Origin of the sequence: Pseudomonas syringae, assembly GCF_023278085.1 — a bacterium.
GTDB lineage: Bacteria > Pseudomonadota > Gammaproteobacteria > Pseudomonadales > Pseudomonadaceae > Aquipseudomonas > Aquipseudomonas syringae_Q.
In genome coordinates, this window is the sequence record NZ_CP066265.1 from 524,084 (window position 1) to 545,000 (window position 20,917).

Annotated in this window: 25 protein-coding genes (1 of these 25 only partly in view); 17 read left to right on the plus strand and 8 right to left on the minus strand. The window is 58.4% G+C overall.

Going from position 1 to position 20,917, the window contains the following annotated elements; genetic code table 11:
- From I9H07_RS02355 to I9H07_RS02415, 13 genes are all read left to right on the plus strand, one after another.
- Nucleotides 1-1,128, plus strand: coding sequence for a phage baseplate assembly protein (locus I9H07_RS02355; protein ID WP_024674760.1), 1,128 nt, complete (start codon nucleotides 1-3; stop codon nucleotides 1,126-1,128).
- On the plus strand, nucleotides 1,125-1,637 hold the full coding sequence (locus tag I9H07_RS02360; RefSeq protein WP_024674761.1) for a phage baseplate assembly protein V: 513 nt from the start codon (nucleotides 1,125-1,127) through the stop codon (nucleotides 1,635-1,637). The genes I9H07_RS02355 and I9H07_RS02360 overlap by 4 nt, the downstream gene beginning before the upstream one ends.
- Nucleotides 1,634-2,032, plus strand: coding sequence for a phage GP46 family protein (locus I9H07_RS02365; protein WP_024674762.1), 399 nt, complete (start codon nucleotides 1,634-1,636; stop codon nucleotides 2,030-2,032). The genes I9H07_RS02360 and I9H07_RS02365 overlap by 4 nt, the downstream gene beginning before the upstream one ends.
- Nucleotides 2,022-3,062 carry a baseplate J/gp47 family protein gene (locus tag I9H07_RS02370; RefSeq protein WP_024674763.1) on the plus strand — a complete coding sequence of 347 codons (1,041 nt, stop codon included), beginning with the start codon at nucleotides 2,022-2,024 and terminating at the stop codon, nucleotides 3,060-3,062. Before I9H07_RS02365 ends, I9H07_RS02370 begins: the two co-directional genes overlap by 11 nt.
- Nucleotides 3,050-3,649: a YmfQ family protein gene (locus tag I9H07_RS02375; RefSeq protein WP_024674764.1), complete on the plus strand. Its 600-nt coding sequence runs from the start codon at nucleotides 3,050-3,052 to the stop codon at nucleotides 3,647-3,649. The genes I9H07_RS02370 and I9H07_RS02375 overlap by 13 nt, the downstream gene beginning before the upstream one ends.
- Before the next feature lie 10 nt (nucleotides 3,650-3,659).
- Nucleotides 3,660-5,537, plus strand: a complete 1,878-nt coding sequence (locus I9H07_RS02380; RefSeq protein ID WP_236425094.1) for a phage tail protein — start codon at nucleotides 3,660-3,662, stop codon at nucleotides 5,535-5,537.
- 1 nt (nucleotide 5,538) lies between these two features.
- Nucleotides 5,539-6,060, plus strand: coding sequence for a phage tail assembly chaperone (locus I9H07_RS02385; protein ID WP_236425095.1), 522 nt, complete (start codon nucleotides 5,539-5,541; stop codon nucleotides 6,058-6,060).
- 108 nt (nucleotides 6,061-6,168) lie between these two features.
- A complete protein-coding gene (locus tag I9H07_RS02390; RefSeq protein WP_236425096.1) occupies nucleotides 6,169-6,714 on the plus strand; it encodes a glycoside hydrolase family 19 protein in 546 nt (181 codons plus the stop codon).
- On the plus strand, nucleotides 6,711-7,220 hold the full coding sequence (locus I9H07_RS02395) for a lysis system i-spanin subunit Rz (RefSeq protein WP_236425097.1): 510 nt from the start codon (nucleotides 6,711-6,713) through the stop codon (nucleotides 7,218-7,220). Before I9H07_RS02390 ends, I9H07_RS02395 begins: the two co-directional genes overlap by 4 nt.
- 412 nt (nucleotides 7,221-7,632) lie before the next feature.
- Nucleotides 7,633-8,232 (plus strand): aminodeoxychorismate/anthranilate synthase component II, encoded by a 600-nt coding sequence (locus I9H07_RS02400; protein ID WP_236425098.1) that lies wholly within the window; start codon nucleotides 7,633-7,635, stop codon nucleotides 8,230-8,232.
- A 20-nt stretch (nucleotides 8,233-8,252) separates the two neighbouring features.
- On the plus strand, nucleotides 8,253-9,302 hold the full coding sequence (gene trpD, locus I9H07_RS02405) for an anthranilate phosphoribosyltransferase (protein ID WP_236425099.1): 1,050 nt from the start codon (nucleotides 8,253-8,255) through the stop codon (nucleotides 9,300-9,302).
- Nucleotides 9,299-10,135: an indole-3-glycerol phosphate synthase TrpC gene (trpC, locus tag I9H07_RS02410; protein WP_236425100.1), complete on the plus strand. Its 837-nt coding sequence runs from the start codon at nucleotides 9,299-9,301 to the stop codon at nucleotides 10,133-10,135. Before trpD ends, trpC begins: the two co-directional genes overlap by 4 nt.
- A gap of 33 nt (nucleotides 10,136-10,168) precedes the next feature.
- Nucleotides 10,169-10,864, plus strand: coding sequence for a lipoate--protein ligase family protein (locus I9H07_RS02415; RefSeq protein WP_236425101.1), 696 nt, complete (start codon nucleotides 10,169-10,171; stop codon nucleotides 10,862-10,864).
- Nucleotides 10,865-10,879: 15 nt separating this feature from the next.
- On the opposite strand, the gene crp is transcribed toward I9H07_RS02415, so the two are convergent.
- Entirely contained in the window at nucleotides 10,880-11,524 is a 645-nt protein-coding gene (gene crp / locus I9H07_RS02420; protein WP_236425102.1) for a cAMP-activated global transcriptional regulator CRP, read from the minus strand.
- Nucleotides 11,525-11,735: 211 nt separating this feature from the next.
- Here crp and I9H07_RS02425 point away from each other — a divergent pair, with 211 nt between their 5' ends.
- Nucleotides 11,736-12,158 carry an OsmC family protein gene (locus I9H07_RS02425; RefSeq protein WP_236425103.1) on the plus strand — a complete coding sequence of 141 codons (423 nt, stop codon included), beginning with the start codon at nucleotides 11,736-11,738 and terminating at the stop codon, nucleotides 12,156-12,158.
- Between the two features lie 242 nt (nucleotides 12,159-12,400).
- Nucleotides 12,401-13,195, plus strand: coding sequence for an adenosylmethionine decarboxylase (gene speD, locus I9H07_RS02430; RefSeq protein WP_002551946.1), 795 nt, complete (start codon nucleotides 12,401-12,403; stop codon nucleotides 13,193-13,195).
- Between the two features lie 55 nt (nucleotides 13,196-13,250).
- On the opposite strand, the gene coq7 is transcribed toward speD, so the two are convergent.
- The 5 genes from coq7 to hemJ form a co-directional block, all read right to left on the minus strand.
- Nucleotides 13,251-13,898 (minus strand): 2-polyprenyl-3-methyl-6-methoxy-1,4-benzoquinone monooxygenase, encoded by a 648-nt coding sequence (gene coq7, locus I9H07_RS02435; RefSeq protein WP_024674775.1) that lies wholly within the window; start codon nucleotides 13,896-13,898, stop codon nucleotides 13,251-13,253.
- 123 nt (nucleotides 13,899-14,021) lie between these two features.
- Nucleotides 14,022-14,360, minus strand: coding sequence for a histidine triad nucleotide-binding protein (locus I9H07_RS02440; protein WP_003316306.1), 339 nt, complete (start codon nucleotides 14,358-14,360; stop codon nucleotides 14,022-14,024).
- Between the two features lie 95 nt (nucleotides 14,361-14,455).
- Nucleotides 14,456-15,232: an SDR family NAD(P)-dependent oxidoreductase gene (locus I9H07_RS02445; RefSeq protein ID WP_058391119.1), complete on the minus strand. Its 777-nt coding sequence runs from the start codon at nucleotides 15,230-15,232 to the stop codon at nucleotides 14,456-14,458.
- A gap of 54 nt (nucleotides 15,233-15,286) precedes the next feature.
- Nucleotides 15,287-16,219, minus strand: coding sequence for a DUF805 domain-containing protein (locus I9H07_RS02450; RefSeq protein ID WP_236425104.1), 933 nt, complete (start codon nucleotides 16,217-16,219; stop codon nucleotides 15,287-15,289).
- Nucleotides 16,220-16,301: 82 nt separating this feature from the next.
- The gene (gene hemJ / locus I9H07_RS02455; RefSeq protein ID WP_236425105.1) at nucleotides 16,302-16,730 is read right to left on the minus strand and encodes a protoporphyrinogen oxidase HemJ; all 429 of its coding nucleotides are present in this window, start codon (nucleotides 16,728-16,730) and stop codon (nucleotides 16,302-16,304) included.
- 133 nt (nucleotides 16,731-16,863) lie between these two features.
- Between hemJ and argC the strand changes: the two genes are divergently transcribed.
- Nucleotides 16,864-17,898 (plus strand): N-acetyl-gamma-glutamyl-phosphate reductase, encoded by a 1,035-nt coding sequence (argC, locus tag I9H07_RS02460; RefSeq protein ID WP_236425106.1) that lies wholly within the window; start codon nucleotides 16,864-16,866, stop codon nucleotides 17,896-17,898.
- Between the two features lie 187 nt (nucleotides 17,899-18,085).
- A complete protein-coding gene (gene erpA, locus I9H07_RS02465) occupies nucleotides 18,086-18,436 on the plus strand; it encodes an iron-sulfur cluster insertion protein ErpA (RefSeq protein ID WP_002551953.1) in 351 nt (116 codons plus the stop codon).
- A gap of 79 nt (nucleotides 18,437-18,515) precedes the next feature.
- On the opposite strand, the gene I9H07_RS02470 is transcribed toward erpA, so the two are convergent.
- Nucleotides 18,516-19,610, minus strand: a complete 1,095-nt coding sequence (locus I9H07_RS02470) for an anhydro-N-acetylmuramic acid kinase (protein WP_024674779.1) — start codon at nucleotides 19,608-19,610, stop codon at nucleotides 18,516-18,518.
- Between the two features lie 3 nt (nucleotides 19,611-19,613).
- On the minus strand, nucleotides 19,614-20,917 hold the 3' portion of the coding sequence (locus tag I9H07_RS02475) for a peptidoglycan DD-metalloendopeptidase family protein (protein WP_024674780.1). It continues 121 nt past the right edge of the window; the window shows 1,304 of its 1,425 coding nt (coding positions 122-1,425); its start codon lies beyond the right edge, outside the window; its stop codon occupies nucleotides 19,614-19,616.

The following is a 20,917-nucleotide window of genomic DNA, read 5'->3' on the forward strand; positions in this document are numbered from 1 at the left end:
ATGATCGACCCTAATGTTGTCACCCTGACGGTGGACAAGCACGACTATGCCGGTTGGAAGACGGTGGAAATCTCTGCCGGAATCGAGCGGCAGGCACGCAGCTTTGACGTGAGCATTACCTGGCAGTGGCCGGGCACTGAAGTGTCGCATCCGATCACGCCCGGCGCAGCCTGCGAAGTGCGTATCGGCGGCGAATTGATTTTGACCGGCTGGGTGTTTGCCGCGCCGATCAGCTATGACGGCAAGCAGGTCACACTGAAGATTTCCGGCCGCTCGAAAACCGCCGACCTGATTGACTGCTCGGCCATCAACAAGCCGAGCCAGTGGAAAGGCGTCGGGGTACTGAAGATCGTTGAGGCGCTGGCGGCGCCTTATAAATTAGCGGTGATCAGCGAAATACCGGAAACCTCGAAAATGGCTGATCACACCATCGAGCCTGCCGAAACCGTATTCAAATCCATCGACCGGCTGTTGACCCTGTTCCGGATTTTTTCCACTGATGACGAGTACGGCAACGTCGTGCTGGCCAGGCCGGGCAGTCGAGGGCAGAGCGCAGACGCGCTCGAACTCGGCAAGAACGTGTTGAGCGCCAGCATCGCGCGGGATTTTTCCGGGCTTTTTTCCGAGTACCGGGTCATTGGTCAGCAGGCCGGTAATGACACGACATTCGGCAAGGACGCTTCCGAAGTCTCAGCCGAAGTCACCGATACCCGGCATGACGATCCCGCGCATGAAAAGCGTCTTCGCGTACTGATCGTTCATGAGGATGCCCCGATCACACCCAAACTCGCGCTGAGCCGCGCCAATTGGGAGCGCGGTCAGCGGGCGGGCAAAGCGCTGCTCACTACTTACAAGGTGCAGGGCTGGCGGCAGTCCAACGGTGCGCTCTGGCGACACAACACCATGGTGCAGGTGGTGGACCCGGTGATCGGCTTTACCGGCAGGAACATGCTGATTTCAGCCGTGACCTACTCGCTGAGTGATCAAGGCACGACCACCACGCTGGTGGTCGGTCCGCCTGAAGGTTTCCAGTCCGAGCCTGGCGATCCCAACAAGCGCAGCAAAGTGCAGGTCAATCAGGACGCTTACTCCTGGCTGCTGCCCATCGACGAGGAAACAACCGCATGAGCTTACTCAATCGCATGCTGGTGCGCGGCACGGTGGTGCTCGCCAGGGCCAGCAGCAAAATGCAGGCGCTGCAAATGCGCCTCACCGCCGGGGAGGTCAAGGACGACATGGAGCACTTCGAACCCTACGGTTTCACCAGCAACCCGCTGGCCGGCGCCGAGGGCATTGCCGCCTTCATTGGTGGCGATCGTTCGCACGGTCTGTTGCTGGTAGTGGCCGACCGTCGCTATCGCCTCAAAGGACTGGAATCGGGCGAGGTGGCGATCTACACCGACGAGGGCGACAAGGTCCACCTCAAGCGCGGCAAGGTCATCGACATCGAAACCGGCACCCTGAACATCAAGGCGTCAGTGGCCGTGAATTTCGACACGCCGCAGATCACCCAGACCGGAAAGATCGTCTCCCAGGGCGACCAGCTTGCCGGCGGCATCAGCCAGATCAGCCATCTGCATGGCAACGTGCAGGGCGGTAACGGCCAGAGCGGACCGCCCGTTGGAGGTGCCGGATGATCATTGAAGGCTCTTTGCAGGCTTCCTTACTGCGTTCGGTGGTCATCAGCCTGTTCACCTGGCGTCGCGCCGAAACGGACGATCCGTTCGACGATGCCGAACGCTTTGGCTGGTGGGGCGACACTTATCCGGCGCAGGCCAATGACCGCATCGGCTCCAAGCTGTGGCTGCTGCGCCGGGTCAGGCTGACCGCGCAGACCCAGCGCGACGCCGAGTTCTACGCTCGCGAAGCGCTCGGCTGGCTGGTCGACGATGGTCAGGTCAAGCACATCAACATCCTTACCGAACAGGTTCAGAGCAATCGCCTGAACCTGGGCGTCGAGCTGGTCGTTTCGGACGGCCAGATCGTGCGCTTCAACCCCTCTGAACAGTGGCAGGTGATTTATGCCGTTTGAAACGCCTACGTTACCGGCGCTGATCAACCGAACCCAGGTCGACCTCGCCGACGAAGCGCTGCGCCAGTCCGATGCTCGGGTACTGTCGCGCGCACACAGTGGTGCTGCCTACGGGCTGTACGGCTATCAGGACTGGATCGCCGACCAGATTCTGCCGGACACCGCCGACGAGGACACCCTCGAACGGCAAGCCATCCTGCGCTTGCGCCAGCCGCGCAAGGTTGCACAGGCCGCGAGTGGCTCGGTGCGATTTACCGCCGCGGCCGGTGCGGTGCTGGATGTGGACACCGTGCTGCAATTCAGTGACGGACGCTTCTACCGTGTCACAAAAGGTGTCACCACGGTTGCGGGCAACAACACGACCACCGTCGAAGCGGTGGACGCAGGCATTCTCGGTAACGCCGATGCCGGTCTGGTGATGACCGCCGTGCAGCCCGTCGAAGGCATCGACAGTACGTTCATCGTGACCGGGGACGGTCTGGTCGGTGGCATCGCGCAGGAAAGCATTGAGTCATTGCGGGCGCGTGTGGTGCGCTCCTATCGCGTCATCCCCCATGGCGGCAATCAGGATGATTACGTGACCTGGGCGTTGGAATTGCCGGGGGTGACCCGCGCCTGGTGCGTGCGTCGTTACCTGGGGCCGGGCACTGTCGCGGTGTTCTTCATGCGTGACGATGACGCCGATCCGATTCCCGATGCCGGGCAACTGGCCGACATGGCGGCCTATATCGAGCCGCTGCGCCCGGTTACCGCCGATGTGTATGTGTTGGCGCCGGTGCAAAAGCCGGTGGTCTACACGATCAGGCTTACACCCGATACCTCTGCGGTGCGCGCTGCGGTCGAGGCGCAACTGCTGGACCTGCACAACCGCGAGGGTGGGCTGGGTGAAACCCTGCTGCTGACGCACATCGCCGAGGCCATCAGCCGCGCGGCAGGCGAAACCGATCATGTACTGGTTTCGCCAGTCGCCAACGTCACCGCGGCCGCCAATCAGTTGCTCACATTCGGGGGCATCCAATGGTCGTCATAAGAACCGCCGAGCACTACGCCGGGCAGTTGCAAGCGCTGCTGCCTCCCGGCCCCGCCTGGGACCCGGAGCGGGTGCCGGAACTGCAACAGGTCATTACCGGCCTGTCCCGCGAGTTCGCACGCATCGATGGCCGCGCGTTCGACCTGCTCAACGAGATGGACCCCGCCACCGTCAGCGAACTGGTGCCGGACTGGGAGCGGGTCATGAACCTGCCCGACCCGTGCCTCGGGCTCAAACCCCTGTTCGCCGACCGCCGGCTGTCAGTACGCCAGCGGCTGGTAGCCGTGGGAGGGCAGAACGCAGGGTTCTACATCGACATTGCCGTCAGCCAGGGCTACCCCGATGCCACCGTGACCGAACACCGAACGCCCCGTATGGGGCGTTCGCGTTTTGGTCAGGCGCACTTTGGCACCTGGAGTGCGCAATTCATGTGGACCCTGAACACCGGCGGACGTCAGCGGCTGGGACGACGCTTCGGGGCCAGCTACTGGGGCGAGCGTTTCGGGGTCAACCCCGGCCTCGCCATTGAGTGTTTGATCCGTCGAGCGGCACCGGCGCACAGCGTCGAATTCGTTAATTTCAACTGAGGAATACAATGTGGATTATCCCAAGAGTGTGCCAAGCGTAGGCTTGGTCAGCGGCAAATTTGTAGATGAAAACCCGACTACCGGCACGCCGGGTTCGCTGATTCCGGCGGCATGGGGGAACTCGGTGACGCAGGAGATTTTGAATGTGATCCTGGGTGCCGGTCTGGTGCCCAATGAGGAGGATGTCACCCAGTTGCACAGGGCCATCCTTGGCTTGGCGGCATCGGATTACAAAAAGTCCGTGCGCTGCGCAACGACAGTGTCCATCGGGCTGAGCGGCTTGCAGACCATCGATGATGTTGCCTTGGCCGCGGGCGACCGGGTGCTGGTCAAGAATCAGGATACTCCGTCGCAAAACTGGATTTATCTGGCGGCGGCAGGTGCCTGGACACGTGCGCAGGATGCGAACGAAAGCACCGAGTGCACGCCGGGTCATCTGGTGCCGGTGCAGGCCGGCACGAAAAACGCGGGCACCGTATGGCAGCTGGTTAATACGACAGTGCCGGTGCTGGGTACAACTGACCTTGCGTTCGAGCGTCTGCTGGGACGCAGTGGTGTGGCTGCGGGTGATTACGCTCGGGTCAAAGTCAATAAATATGGGCAGGTGGAAGAGGGGAGTAATCCGACAACACTTAGCGGTAATGGTATTTCGGATGCGTACACCAAGGCCGAGGCCGACCTGCGCGATCTTCAGCGGCCGCTGCGAGATTCCATTACCTATGTGGGTCTGGCCAACAATAAGCCTGATGCGCCTTATATGCGCCGTGAGTCAGATGGTGCTCTGGTTGCCCTGCAACCGAGCCTGGGATTCACTCCGGTACAACAAGGAGGAGGTACCGGTCAGCTAGACAACAAGGTGAAGATCGGCTGGTCGAATAACGGCCTCAAAGCGATGGTCGATGCTACGGATCTTGGCAATCTTTGGTATGCCAACAACTTTAAACCCACTGACAAAGCCGACTGGGGTACTACGCTTGCGGCCTATAGAATCAGCGATGCTTACACCAAAGCAGAAGTGTATGCCAAAGGCGAAGTCGATTCGCGATTGGGCAGCAGGGCGCTAGCCGACGCCATCTCCTATGTGGGGCTGGCAGGCGGAGATCTGGGGCAGCCTTACATGCGACGGTCTTCTGACTCTGCCACCTGCTGGCTTCAAACCAAGTTGGGATACACGCCTGTTCAACAAGGCACAGGCGCTGGGCAGTTCAATAATGTTGTGAAGATAGGCTGGTCGGACAGTGGTCTTAAAGTGACCGTTGATGAAACTGACATGGGCAATCTCTGGTATGCCAAGAACTTTAATCCAGACAACAAGGCCAACTGGGGCACAACGCTTGCTGCCTACCGTATCGCTGATGCTTACACAAAGGCTGAAAGTGATCTCCGTGACTCTCAGCGACCGTTGGCGGATTCCATAACCAATATCGGCTTTGCCGGTAATAACACAAACCTGCCTTACATGCGTAGAGCATCGGATGGTGCGGTTTATTACCTGCAGCCTCGACTGAACTTTAATCCGGTACAACAAGGCACCGGTGTCGGGCAGCTCGCCAACGAGATAAAAATCGGTTATGACGGTTATAACCCTCGAATTACTGTAGATGCGACCGACTTCGGTTGGATTATGCATGAAAAAAATCTTATGTCGTTTGTCGGCGCGCAAGGAGCGGGCGCAGTAGGCACGTATGCGCTCCTCCTGATAGGCGGCGGTGCGTCAAATGTTCCTTTCAATCCGGGAGAACTTATAGCCGGTGCCTCGTGCCTGTTTTCCGCCGCCTCCTCACATGCTGCGGGTACGCCGAGCGGTACATGGCGTCTCATGGGATATGTTCAGGACCGAAATCTGGACGCAACTAACTCTGTCACTATTTGCTTGAGGGTTTCTTGATATGGTTACTTTGAAAAGTGCGCGTAATCCATCCTGGAACGCCAAGCGCACCATGATTACGCTGGATGCAATATTCGTAGAAACGGAGGATACGTTAGGAGAGATTCCATTTTCGTCTTCTCCAGACGACAGTGCAGTTCACGGGCGTGAAATTTATGAAAGAGCCTATGCTGGAGAGTTTGGCGATATTGCGGAGCCAGCAGAGACAGAAGTGCTATCGTCTTTTATGCTTCAGCGCAACGCTGAGTCGTCTTTAGCAACAGCGAAAATAAATGCGTTACAAACTTCTCTAGAAATCGTCCAGGACGCAGTAGATCTGGAGAATGCAAATACCTCGCAAATTGATAGTGTCCCGCAACTGAAGGCGGAGCTTGATGCCTGGAGAACCTACAGGGTGCGTCTCGCGCAGATGGAGTCGCAAGCTGGATTCCCGCTCTCGGTCAAATGGCCAGAGCCGCCTGCACAACCTTTCATTTCTTCGCTTTCAGAAGATTCAGGCGTAAACGAAACGTCGGCTGAGTAACGCTGACATGAAATCGTGTTGTTAGACGCCATTCACTTGGCCTTCAAACGGGAGGGTTTCATCGACTCAGGGTGCGGGTTTAGTTCTGCAATCCCTATAGGAGGACCAATGCCTATCAACCAGCAACAACTATTACAAATCCTCCCCAACGCCGGCCCTCAAGCCGGCGTTTTCGTTCCTGCGCTCAACATCGCCATGACCCGTTACTCCATTAACACCCGCCTGCGTATCGCCGGGTTCATCGCCCAGGTCGGGCATGAGTCCGGGCAGCTTCGTTATGTGCGCGAGCTGGGCAGCGACAGCTACCTGGCGAAGTACGACACCGGGCAGTTGGCGTTGCGTCTGGGCAACACGTCAGAGGCAGACGGCGACGGCCAGCTGTATCGGGGCCGTGGGCTGATTCAGGTGACGGGGCGGGCGAATTATGAGGCGTGCGGGGAGGCGCTCGGGCTGGACTTGCTTGGCCAGCCGCAACTGCTCGAACAGCCAGACCACGCCGCCATGTCGGCCGCGTGGTTCTGGGATCGGGCCAACCTCAATGTGCTCGCTGACAAGGGCGACTTTCTGATGATCACCCGGCGCATCAACGGTGGCACCAATGGCCTGGCGGATCGACAATTGCTCTATCAGCGGGCGCTGGAGGTGCTGCCATGAAAGCGCTGGAGGTGCGCTTCCTGATCCTGGCGTTCGTGCTGGGTTCGGGGTTGGGCATGTGGGTTGCCTGGACGTGGCAGGCGACCCGCTATGGCCTGCAACTGTCCGCGCAACAGCTGACCTGGCAGCGCGAGCGCGAGCAGGCGGCACTGGCGGTGATCGATTGGCAGAACGCCGAACAGTCCCGAAGGCGGGCGCTGGAGGTTCGTCTGCACGACAGCGACACAACCATTCACAAGGAGTTGAGCGATGCACAGACCTCTCAAGCCCGTTTGCGCGACCGTCTGGCTACTGCTGATCTGCGGTTGTCAGTCCTCCTCGCCAGCCCTTCCATTGGCGATGCAATGCCAGCCGCCGCCGACGCCAGCGGCATGGTTCATGGAAGCCCGCGAGGCGAACTTGACCCAGCGGCTGCTGGACGAATTGTCGCCATCACCGATTACGGCGATCAAGGATTGATCGCCTTGAAGGCCTGCCAAGCCTATGTGCGCGAGATTGCACATTGATGTTCCTTTCGGCTCCTCATCCTAGGCCATCGTGCCCCCGCCTGAATCCCGCCTCCGCAAGGAGGTGCGGCCCTCTTTCGAGCCTTTGACGGCTTATCAATCGGTCCTGCCCGGTACTTTCATATTGCACCGGCTGATTCGGTACGCTAATGTCCCGAAACGTACCGATGAGACCCCTCCGTGACGATTGTCAGCAAACTCTTGATGCGCGTTATCAAGGCTCACGCCCGTTGGCGTTGGCGCGCCTGACTATTTCCTTGCCGGCCCTGCCGGACCCGTACCTGAATGCCTTCGATGTGTGCTGCTTTTTGCCCTGGTCACCTCAAGCCGTGTGGCTGAAGAGGGGACGCATGAGTGACGCAGAATCCGGAAGGCTTGAATCAAGTCAGTCAATCAAAAGGTTGATAGCAAAATGTTGCTGATGATCGATAACTACGACTCCTTTACCTACAACGTCGTGCAGTACCTCGGTGAGCTGGGGGCAGACGTCAAAGTCATTCGCAATGACGAACTGACCATCGCCCAGATCGAAGCCCTGAACCCCGAGCGCATCGTGGTCTCGCCTGGCCCGTGCACGCCCAATGAAGCCGGCGTCTCGCTTGACGTGATCAATCACTTCGCGGGCAAGTTGCCGATTCTGGGTGTCTGCCTGGGGCACCAGTCCATCGGTCAGGCGTTCGGCGGCGACGTGGTGCGCGCGCGTCAGGTGATGCATGGCAAGACCAGCCCTGTCATCCACGAAGACGGCGGTGTCTTTGAAGGCCTGAATCATCCGTTGGTGGTAACCCGCTACCACTCGCTGGTGGTCAAACGCGATACGCTGCCCGAGTGTCTGGAAGTGACGGCGTGGACTGCGCTGGAAGACGGCTCGGTCGACGAGATCATGGGCTTGCGCCACAAGACATTGAACGTCGAGGGCGTGCAGTTTCACCCCGAGTCGATCCTGACCGAGCAGGGTCACGAGTTGTTCGCCAACTTCCTCAAACAGAGCGGCGGCCAGCGTCAGGGCTAAGGACTTTTATGAATACCCCGATGAATATCAAAAGCGCGCTGAACCGCGTGGTCAACCAGCTGGACCTGACCACTGCCGAGATGAGCGACGTGATGCGCGAAATCATGACCGGGCAATGCACCGACGCGCAGACGGGTGCGTTCCTGATGGGCATGCGCATGAAAAGCGAAACCATCGACGAAATCGTCGGCGCGGTGTCGGTCATGCGCGAGCTGGCGGACAAGGTCGAGCTGAAGACGCTCGACGGTGTTGTCGATATCGTCGGCACCGGTGGTGATGGCGCGAACATTTTCAACGTGTCCACGGCGTCGGCTTTTGTCATTGCCGCCGCTGGCTGCACGGTGGCCAAACATGGCAATCGCGCGGTGTCCGGCAAGAGCGGCAGTGCCGACTTGCTGGAGGCTGCAGGCGTGTACCTGAACCTGACGCCTGTTCAGGTGGCGCGCTGCATTGACAGCGTTGGTATCGGTTTCATGTTTGCCCAGTCTCATCACAGTGCCATGAAACACACGGCCGGGCCGCGCCGTGAACTGGGGCTGCGGACATTGTTCAACATGCTTGGCCCATTGACCAATCCGGCTGGCGTTCGCCATCAGATCGTCGGTGTGTTCAATCAGGCGCTGTGCCGTCCGCTGGCTGAAGTGCTGCTGCGTCTGGGCAGCAAGCATGTGCTGGTGGTGCATTCACAGGACGGGCTGGACGAGTTCAGCCTGGCCGCGCCGACCTTCGTTGCCGAGCTGAAGAACGGCGAAGTGACTGAGTACTGGGTGCATCCGGAAGAATTGGGTATCAAGAGCCAGAGCCTTTACGGTCTCGCTGTTGAAAGCCCTGCGCAGTCGCTGGAATTGATCCGCGACGCGTTGGGACGACGCAAGACCGAGAACGGGCAGAAGGCTGCGGAAATGATCGTACTCAATGCCGGCGCCGCGCTTTATGCGGCTGATCACGCCACCAGCCTGAAAGAGGGCGTGGCGTTGGCACACGATGCACTGCATACCGGCCTCGCGCGGGAAAAACTGGAAGAGTTGGGTGCCTTCACGGCGGTATTCAAGCAGGAGAACGAAGCATGAGTGTGCCAACCGTACTGGAAAAGATCCTGGCTCGAAAAGCCGAAGAAGTCGCGGCCCGTCGTTCGATCGTGAGCCTGGCCGAGCTGGAACAGCAGGCTGCCAAGGCAGACGCGCCGCGTGGTTTCGCCAGCGCAATGATTAGCCAGGTCAAGCTGAAACAGCCTGCCGTCATTGCCGAGATCAAGAAGGCGTCGCCGAGCAAAGGCGTCATCCGGGAAAACTTCCTGCCGGCCGAAATCGCCAGAAGTTATCAGGCGGGTGGCGCGACCTGTCTTTCCGTGCTGACCGATGTCGATTTCTTTCAGGGCTCCGATGCCTATCTGCAAGAAGCGCGTGCGGCGTGCAGCCTGCCGGTGATCCGCAAGGATTTCATGATCGACCCGTATCAGGTGATCGAAGCGCGTGCCTTGGGCGCGGACTGCATTCTGTTGATTGTGTCGGCGCTGGACGACGTGCGCATGGCCGAACTGGCCGCTGTCGCCAAAAGTGTCGGCCTGGATGTGCTGGTCGAGGTGCATGACGGCGACGAGCTGGAGCGCGCGCTGAAAACGCTCGATACCAAACTGGTGGGAATTAACAATCGTAATCTTCACACCTTCGACGTGAGCCTCGAAACCACGCTGGATCTGCTGCCGCGTATTCCACGTGACCGCATCGTGATCACTGAAAGCGGTATTCTCAATCGGGCCGACGTCGAGCTGATGGAAATCAGTGATGTCTATGCGTTTCTGGTAGGTGAAGCCTTCATGCGTGCTGAAAAGCCGGGTGCAGAGTTGCAGCGCTTGTTCTTCCCGGAGCGCAAGCCAGCGGTGAGCGTTTCCTCGACTGACTGATGGTTTTGAACCGAGCACACGCTGAGGTCCGGCATGCAAGACCCGATTATCGATATCTGTGTCGAACAAGGCCTGCAGGCCGAGCAGGATCTGTTGGCTTCAGTCTGTGCGGGTGTTGCAGAGCATGGGCTGCTGCTGTGGCGACCCACTGATCGGGCGCTGGTCATGCCGCGACGCATGAGCCGCTTGCCGGGCTTTGTCGAAGCGAGTGAAACCCTGGCCGACAATGGGTGGCCTGTGTTGTTGCGGGAAACCGGTGGTGAACCCGTACCGCAATCTCATGCGACAGTGAATATCGCGTTGGTCTACGCGCAGCCGCAAGCGGACGCTGATCGGGACCGGATCGAAACCGCTTATCTGCGCCTGTGTCAGCCTGTTCTGGATCTGCTGGTCGAACTCGGTGGTCAGGCGTCGTTGGGCGAGGTGGCCGGCGCATTCTGCGACGGTCGCTTCAACGTCAATCTCGATGGTCGAAAGATGGTCGGAACTGCCCAGCGCTGGCGTCAGAGCCAGGGTGGAACGCGTCCGGTAGTGCTGGCACATGGTGCCTTGTTGCTGGATGACGAGCGTGTGCAGATGGTGGCGGCAGTCAATCGCTTCAATGAACTGTGCGAACTTGAACAACGTGTGCTAGCCGACAGCCACATTGCCCTGCACGAAGCGTTTCCCGGTGCAGAGGTTCTAACGCGTCTGGCGCAGGCCTACCGGCATCTGCTTTCAGAACTCTGAATATCCAACCCGGTCTCAGCGGGTGCCGAAGACCACCATGGTCTTGCCTTTGACGTTGACCAGGCTTTGTTCTTCCAGCGCCTTGAGTACGCGCCCGACCATTTCTCGCGAACAGCCCACGATACGACCGATCTCCTGCCGGGTGATCTTGATCTGCATGCCGTCGGGGTGAGTCATGGCGTCAGGTTGCTTGCACAGGTCCAGCAGCGTGCGAGCCACGCGCCCGGTAACATCCAGAAACGCCAGATCACCTACCTTGCGTGTGGTGTTGCGCAGACGTTCGGCCATCTGGCTGCCCAGCGCGTACAGAATGTCCGGCTCTTGCCGGGCCACTTCGCGAAACCTGTCGTAGGGGATTTCGGCGACTTCGCATTCGGTTTTGGCCCGTACCCACGCGCTGCGCATGGACTCTTGCCCCGGCAGTTCGAACAGGCCCAGCTCGCCGAAGAAGTCCCCGCTGTTGAGGTAAGCGACGATCATCTCCCGTCGTTCGTCATCTTCGATCAGCACCGTGACCGATCCCTTGAGAATGATGAACAACGATGCCGAGCGATCGCCCGCGTTGATGATGTTGCTTTTTGCGGCGCACCGGCGACGTTCGGCATGCGGAAGCAGCTTCTCCAGAATGCTCGTTTTGGGTGTAGACGTTATTGCGACCATGCGTTACTTCCAAAATAAAGACTATGGCCAAATGGCATACCTGTAGGTATCGGCTGCACGTGCGTTCTCCGCAGCTTTTCGACGTTCACAGCGCGCGATTTGCGAATATTCCTACACGTTTGTCTCAAATCGCATTTTTGCTGGCACCTCAGGCCATCCCTTGACCCTGTGCTAAGCTGGCGACCCCTTTTTTTACAGTGGAGTCTTGGCGATGAAGGCACGCATCCAATGGGCTGGCGAAGCCATGTTCCTCGGCGAATCCGGCAGTGGCCATGTGGTCGTAATGGACGGCCCGCCGGAAAGTGGCGGTCGCAATCTGGGCGTGCGTCCGATGGAAATGGTGCTGATCGGCCTGGGCGGCTGCAGCAACTATGACGTGGTCAGTATTCTCAAGAAGTCGCGTCAGCCAATCGAAAGCTGCGAAGCCTTTCTTGAGGCCGAGCGCGCAGACGAAGATCCGAAAGTGTTCACGAAGATTCATCTGCACTTCGTCGTCAAAGGCCGTGGCCTCAAGGAAGTGCAGGTCAAACGTGCCATCGAGCTGTCCGCAGAGAAGTACTGCTCGGCATCGATCATGCTCGGAAACGCGGGCGTGAAGATCACCCACGATTATGAAATTGTCGAACTGGGCTGAGCCCCAGACATCCAACGATCATAAAAACGGCGCACACTCTGGCAGACGGCTTCGGACGTCTGCATAATGCGCCACTTTTTCAGGGCGCAGCGTGCATTGGTTTTCTGCTGGCAGCCCGAACAGACAACCAAAATCGCCAACGCGAAGAGGTGTTAACCGTCCTACGCAGATGAGCCGGGCTCACCTGACGGGCATGCTTGATCACGCGGCTGGCGCCGCACCCATATAGAGAGTTTTTAACGGTGAAAAGCAAACTCAAGCTCCACGGGTTCAATAACCTGACAAAGACCTTGAGCTTCAACATTTATGACATCTGCTATGCGGAAACCCCGCAGGACCAGCAGGCGTACGTCGAGTACATCAACAGTGTGTACGACGCAGAACGCCTGACGCGGATTCTGACTGATGTTGTCGATATCATTGGTGCCAACATCCTGAACATTGCGCGTCAGGATTACGATCCACAAGGTGCCAGTGTGACCATTCTGATCTCCGAGCAGCCGGTAACGCCTACCGAAAGCCAGATCGAAGAGTCGCCAGGTCCACTGCCGGAAACCATCCTGGCCCATCTGGACAAGAGCCACATCACGGTCCATACCTATCCGGAAATTCACCCGGTAGACGGTATTGCCACGTTCCGGGTAGACATCGACGTGTCGACCTGTGGTGTTATTTCACCGCTCAAGGCGCTGAACTACCTGATTCACAAGTTCGAGTCGGACATCGTGACCGTCGATTATCGCGTGCGCGGTTTCACCCGTGACGTGGAAGGCAAAAAGCACTTCATCGATCACGAAATCAACTCGATCCAGAATTACCTGTCCGAAGACACGCGCAACGGTTACCAGATGACCGACGTGAACGTGTACCAGGAAAACCTGTTCCACACCAAGATGCTGCTCAAGCAGTTCGAACTGGATAACTACCTGTTCGGCGACGCGACCAGCAACTTGTCTGCTGAACAGCGTGAACAAGTGACCGCGAAGGTCAAACACGAAATGCTGGAAATCTTCTACGGTCGTAACGTAGCGGTTTAACCCGGATTTCGGATATAAAAAAGGCGCCTCTTGCAGGCGCCTTTTTATTGACCTGTCACACGCGATAAGTGGACCTGGTCATGACCTTGGCCAACAGGCTCATACCGAACTTGACCGGCGCCGGGAAGCGAAAGCCACCCGCTTCGAGTGCAGACTCGGCATGGTGTTCTTCATCGCTGAGCATCTGTTGCAGAATCGCCCGCGATTTGCCGTCTTCGGTCGGCAGTTGTTCCAGGTGTTCGCTCAGGTGTTTGCAGACCTGATCTTCGGTTGCGGCAACAAATCCGAGGCTGACCCGGTCGCTGATGATCCCGGCTACTGCGCCCATCCCGAAGGACAGACCGTAGAACAGCGGGTTCAGCACGCTGGTGTGGCTGCCAAGTTGATGAATACGCTGTTCGCACCAGACCAGATGATCGATCTCTTCTTCGGCCGCGTGCTCCATCGCCTTGCGTACCTTGGGCAGCTTCGCGGTCAGTGCCTGGCCCTGATACAGCGCCTGGGCGCAGACTTCGCCGGTATGGTTGATACGCATCAGGCCTGCAACGTGGCGGGCGTCGGCGTCGCTCATCGTGTGATCGGGCTGGACAACCGCCGGGGACGGACGCCGTGCGTGTGCGCTCGACGGCAGCAGGGTGCGCATTGCGCTGTCGGCTTGCAGTAACAGACGGTCGATGGGGGAATATTGACGTTCGGTAGCCATGGGCACCTCCGGAAGAACCATGCGGGCAGTTTACCCGAATTGGCGCAGGGCGGCTGGACCTGTATCAGCCGGCCGGCGATCTTCAGGATCAGCCAGCCGGAGAAATCACGCGAAGATTCGTGATCAGCCCGGAGGCCAGTTCATCTGGCGTTGACCCAGTACATGCATGTGAATGTGATAAACGGTCTGTCCGCCCAGCTCATTGCAGTTCATGACCACACGGAAGCCTTCTTCGCAGCCCAGTTCAAGGGCCAGCCGTTGCGCTGTGAACAGGATGTGGCCTGCCAGGCCTTTGTCCTCTTCGGTCAGGTCATTCAAGGTACGAATGGGCTTTTTCGGGATGACCAGAAAATGCACGGGTGCCTGTGGGGCGATATCGTGGAAAGCCAATACCTGATCATCTTCGTAGATGATCTTTGCCGGGATTTCCCGATTGATGATCTTGGTGAACAAAGTATCCACAGCCGTTTGCTCCTTGTCGGTTGATGGGTGGCACACGTTACTGCCGTGAGCCTGAGTGTACTGAGCGAGACGTGGCCCGCCCAGCCCTGCCTCTGTCAGCGCGGGCAGAACTTCTTGTTGATATAACCGCTTATCTGGCGTGCCAGCCAGCGCGAAACAAAGCGCGGGCTGAGTGTCCAGAACCTGTTGCTGAAGCCTGGAATGATAACCGCGCGGTTTTTTGCCAGCGCTCGAACGGTGTACAGCGCTACTTCTTCAGGGCTCATCAGATTATCGACGTTCACCTGCAATTGCGCGGTACGGAAGAACGCCGTCCGGGTTGGCCCCGGGCACAATACCGAGACGTTGACGCCCGCTTTTTTCACTTCCTCGCGCAGACCTTCGGAAAAATGCAGTACATACGCCTTGCTTGCGTAATAGGTGCTCATCCACGGACCCGGCTGGAAAGCTGCCACCGAAGCGACATTGAGTATCTGGCCGCCACCCTGAATTGCCATCAGGTTACCAACGGTGTGACACAAACGTGTGAGCGCCAGGATGTTCAGGTCGATCAGGTCCTGCTCGACGCCCCAGTCCTGCGCCAGAAATGGCCCGCACGTGCCGATGCCTGCGGCGTTGACCAGCAGGTCGATCTGGTGGGCACCGTCTTCCAGTTCCAGCAGAAAACCCGAGAGTCGCAGCGGTTCGCCCAGGTCGCACGCGCGAATCAGCACCTCGACGCCAAAACGCTGAGTGAATTCCAGCGCGATCGTTTCCAGCAAGTCACGCTGGCGGGCAACCAGAATCAGATTGCGACCACGACGCGCCAGCGCCTCGGCCATGGCCAGGCCTATGCCGCTGGAAGCGCCGGTGATCAGGGCGTAACGGGTCATGCAGTTCTCCATTGAGCCTGTGCGCCCGGCTGTTCGCCGGGCGTCAGCAGTTTATTACTTGTCGTTCTGTTCGTTCTGTTCGTTGAGCTCTTCATTGACATCATCAGGAGCACTCAAGGCACTGTCGTCCTGATCATCGTAAGGCAGGGTCTGTTCGTACTCGTCGGTTTTAAGCGCCAGCTCCTCTTTGGCCAGGGTTGCAATGCCGTAATAGATGCTGGCTACGGTGATAACCGGAATCATGGCAATCCACACTACGGCCAGAAACTTTACGCCGCGCGTGTTGGGCGGTGGCGGCGGGCCGAACTGGTTCGGGCCTTGGGTGCCCGGCAGCACCATGATCAGGAACGGGAACAAGGTGCCCACGAACGGCACGAGGTTCAACAGCAGAAGCCAGCCTGACCAGCCCAGGTCATGCAGCCTCTGTACGCCGATCATGATGCCGATAGTGATGAACACCACCACCAGTATCGCGATCAGCAAGCCGCCGCCGACCAGCGACGCGTTCATGACGGCCAAGGCCAATGAGAGCAGCACGATGAGCGTGACACACTGGACCATGCTCCACGCCAGAAAGCGCAGACGTCCGATACGGCCGTGGGTGGTGAAGACTTTGAGCGTGGAGTGCCCGAACTCCTCGTGACCCACCTGCGCTTTGGGTGGCGCGTAAGGGGATGCATGCTCCGGCGAGCGTTTGTCGGATGCCCAAGGCGTTGCTGGTGTGGCGACCTCATCCAGATTGAGGCTGATGGCCTGGTCGGGTTCGATGTGGGCTTCGACGCCTGCCTCATTCAGCGCGGCGACATAGCGCTCGGCTTCCGCGTGAACCAGCCCGCGCTTGAGGGTGACGGGTTTGCCGCTGAACAGTTTTTCAACCGCCGCCGCATCGCTTTTGAACAGCCCGGCTACATTGGCTTTTGCGGTGTCAGGCTCGACGCCGTCACGCACCTGCCCTTCAAACATGATCTTGAAGAGGGTATCGGTCATACAGGGCTTCCTTGTCTTGAGTTGAGAGCAGCAGGACGCCTTTGCGCGGGCGTCCTTTTTTGGAGGGTAGAGCGCTGGTCGGTCAGAACGGTTTGACGATGACCAGAATGACCACCGCAATCAGGATCAATACCGGAATTTCATTGAACCAGCGATAAAACACGTGGCAGCGGCCATTCTCGCCACGGGCGAAGCGTTTCATCTGCGCGCCGCAGACATGGTGGTAGCCGATCAGCAGGAACACCAGCGTCAGCTTCGCGTGCATCCAGCCCTGGCTGAAATAACCGCTGGGGTCGAAGCTGATCAGCCAGCCGCCGAAGACCAGCGTGGCGATCATTGCCGGGGTCATGATGCCACGGTACAGCTTGCGTTCCATGACCATGAAGCGCTCGCGGCTGACGGTGTCCTCGCTCATCGAGTGGTAGACGAACAGTCTTGGTAAATAGAACAGGGCTGCAAACCAGCAGACCATAGAAATGACATGCAGCGCTTTGATCCATAAATAGAGCATTTTTGATTATTCCCAGGTTCACGGTGGCCGAATAGTAGTGTCTTGTGCGCCCATACGTCACGTTGTCGGTTGTCGCAGAGGCCATAGGCTCCTATTATCGACCGCTTTCCAGTTGTTTCGTTGAGGGCAGGTTATGGTCAAGGTCGGTATCGTCGGCGGCACGGGTTACACCGGAGTCGAGCTGCTGCGTCTGTTGGCACAGCATCCGCAGGCAGAAGTGGTGGTGATTACCTCTCGCTCGGAGGCCGGTCTTCCAGTCGCCGATATGTACCCGAACCTGCGAGGCCATTATGACGGCCTGGCGTTCAGCGTCCCTGATGTCAAAACGTTAGGTGCCTGTGACGTGGTGTTTTTTGCCACGCCTCACGGTGTTGCCCATGCCCTGGCGGGTGAACTGCTTGCGGCAGGCACCAAGGTGATCGATCTGTCGGCCGATTTCCGTTTGCAGGACCCGGTCGAATGGGCCAAATGGTACGGCCAGCCTCACGGTGCGCCGCAGTTGCTGCAGGACGCGGTCTACGGGCTGCCGGAAGTCAACCGCGAGCAGATAAAAAGCGCGCGCTTGATTGCCGTACCGGGCTGCTACCCGACAGCTACCCAACTGGGCTTCTTGCCGTTGCTTGAAGCAGGCATTGCCGACAACACCCGTCTGATTGCCGACTGCAAGTCCGGTGTGAGCGGTGCAGGGCGTGGTCTGAACATTGGCTCCCTGTACTCGGAAGCCAACGAAAGCTTCAAGGCCTACGCCGTGAAAGGTCACCGTCATTTGCCTGAAATCACTCAGGGGTTGCGTCGCGCAGCGGGTGGCGATGTTGGTCTGACCTTCGTTCCGCATCTGGTGCCGATGATCCGCGGCATTCACTCCACACTTTATGCAACGGTTACCGACCGTTCAGTGGATCTGCAAGCCTTGTTCGAGAAGCGCTACGCCGATGAGCCGTTCGTGGATGTAATGCCAGCCGGCAGCCACCCGGAAACCCGCAGCGTACGCGGCGCCAACGTCTGCCGTATTGCCGTGCATCGTCCACAGGGCGGTGATCTGGTGGTGGTGCTTTCGGTCATCGACAACCTGGTCAAGGGTGCGTCGGGGCAGGCGGTGCAGAACATGAACATCCTGTTCGGTCTGGATGAGCGCGCAGGGTTGTCTCATGCAGGGATGATGCCCTGAGGGAGGCAGCTTCGAGCGGCAAGCGTCAAGCTGCAAGATAAAAGCATGCAGCTCATGCTCTTGTAGCTTGTAGCTTGTAGCTTGTAGCTTGCAGCTGCTCCCGATCAAATAGTTGACCGATTTTCTAGGAGAAGCGGATAATGCCGTCATTACGCATTACGACGGCTAATGCCGGGAGATATCTGACATGAGTGTTGAATCCTTTACGCCTACGGCTTTGGAATTCACCCCAAATGCAGCGCACAAGGTGAAAACCCTGGTCGACGAGGAGGGCAATGATCGCCTTAAACTGCGTGTATTCGTTACAGGTGGTGGTTGCTCAGGTTTTCAGTACGGCTTCACGTTCGATGAAGACGTGGCAGACGATGATACGATCGTCGAGCGCGAGGGTGTGAGCCTGGTGGTCGATCCGATGAGCTTCCAGTATCTGGCGGGCGCTGAAGTGGATTATCAGGAAGGGCTTGAAGGCTCGCGATTCGTGATCAAGAACCCGAATGCCTCCACGACTTGTGGTTGCGGTTCTTCGTTTTCGATCTGATTGAACGCTGCTGTAAACACGCTGCTGTAGACAAAAACGCCGCTCATTCGAGCGGCGTTTTGCGTTCAGGTGTCAGGCGTCATGCGGGGTAGATCGCGCCCAGAATTCGCAGGCCTTTGGCGCCGGTTACCGTCGGGCGGTTTGCCGGGACGCTTTCAAGGCAGCAATGCGCAAGCCATGCAAAGGCCATTGCCTCTACCCAGTCAGGGTCGACGCCGAATTTATCGGTGCTGCTGACTTTGGTGTCGGGCAGCAGTTCGGCAAGACGATTCATCAGCGCAGTGTTGTGCGCACCGCCGCCGCAGACCAGAAGGTCCATGGTGCTCGACTGTGCCGATTGCAGTGACTCGGTGATGGTCAGTGCGGTCAGCTCCAGCAGAGTGGCCTGCACGTCTTCCGGTGCCAGGGTCTGAAACTGAAAGAGATGATGGCGAAGCCAGCCAAGGTTGAACACTTCCCGGCCAGTACTTTTCGGCCCTTTGGTCTGGAAGAACGGGTCGCTGAGCAGCGTGTTCAGCAGCTCCTTGTTGACCTGGCCACTCGCTGCCCAGTTACCACCTTCGTCATAGCTCTGGGTGCGCTTGGATTGTATCCATGCATCCAGCAGCACGTTGCCCGGGCCGCAATCAAAGCCTTCAACCGGACGATCCGATTCGATCAGGCTCAAGTTGCTGAACCCGCCAATGTTAAGCACGGCGCGATGATTCTTGTTGTCATCGAACAGCGCTTCATGGAAGGCAGGCACCAAGGGTGCACCTTGGCCACCTGCCGCAATGTCACGGCGGCGGAAGTCACTCACTACGGTGATTTCAGTCAGTTCGGCCAGCAGGGCAGGGTTACCGATCTGGATGCTGTAGCCACGAGCAGGTTCATGACGAATTGTCTGACCGTGGCTGCCAATGGCGCGGATCTGTCCGGCTACCATGTTCTGCTCTTTCAGCAAGGTCAGAACACCTTCGGCGACCAGTCGGCACCACTTCTGTTCGGTAATGGCCGCGCGAGCAAGCTCATCTACACCACTGGAGCAAAGCGACAGCAACTCTGCATGCAGGTCTTCCGGCATGGGAATGTAGTGAGTTGCCAGAAGTATCGGTCGGTTATCCTGCTCCAACAGGGCGATATCGATCCCATCGAGGCTGCTGCCGGACATCACACCTATATAGAAGTAGGCCATGGATTACCTTTTATTAGAGGCCAGCGTGGTGGCCTTTTCCTGATCCATGCGCGCCATCAACGGTTGGCTTTGCTGCATGAACCGCTGTTTTTCGGATTTGGCGATCGGATCCGCCATCGGAAGCTTCTGACCCAACGGGTCTACGTGCACGCCATTGACCTGAAACTCATAGTGCAAATGCGGGCCAGTCGACAAGCCGGTAGTTCCAATATAGCCGATGACCTGACCTTGTTTGACTGCGCTGCCGGTTTGCACGCCTTTGGCGAAGCCTTGCATGTGACCATACAGCGTGCGGTAGGTGTCGCCGTGCTGGATGATTACCGTGTTGCCGTAACCGCCGCGACGCCCGGCCAGCAATACCTTGCCGTCGCCGGTGGCCTTGATCGGAGTGCCGCGTGGAGCAGCATAGTCGACACCTTTGTGCGCACGGATCTTGTTCAGGATCGGGTGCTTGCGACCCATCGAGAACATCGAGCTGATACGGGCGAAGTCAACCGGTGTACGGATGAACGCCTTGCGCATGCTGTTGCCATCGGCGGTGTAGTAATTGGTCGTGCCTTGTTTGCTGGTGTAACGAACTGCAGTGTAGGTCTTGCCGCGGTTGGTGAAGCGGGCCGCCAGGATGTTGCCGGTGCCGACGTTCTTGCCGTTGACCACTTTCTGCTCATACACCACATCAAACTCGTCACCCTTGCGGATGTCCTGAGCGAAGTCGACGTCGTAGCCAAAGATATTGGCCATGTCCATGGTCATGCTGTGGGTCAGGCCGGCGCGTTGGGCTGATTGCGACAGAGAGCTATTGATCACCCCGTGTACATAGGCATTACGCACATTGGGCTTGCTGATTTCGCGGTTGAACGCAAAGCCAGTCGCGGTTTTCGACAGGCTGATGCTCTCGAGTTCGCTGAGTTTGGTATGCAATTGCTTGAGCTGGCCGTCCGGCGTCAGTTCGAACTGCAAGGTCTGACCATTCTGCAGCTTGCTGAACTGCTTGGCCTGCTTGTCGCTGGCCAGCACTTCATGAACGGTGGCGGCTGGAAGGCCGACCTTTTCGAACAGCGTCGACAGGGTATCGCCTTTGCTGACGGTGACTTCCCGGTGATTGGGATCCTTGGCGGCGGCAGGTGCCGTTTTTTCTGTTACTGGCTGCGCGGCGGCGGTGTCCTGAGCCTGATCTTCGGTGTCGTCGATCTGGGCAAAAGGTGATTCGATGGCTTCAGGTGTGGCTTGAGTGGCTTCGGGAGCGTCTTGGTCTTGTACGTCCTGATCAGGCATCTCCAGATCAAGGGCAAGGTTCGTTCGTTTGG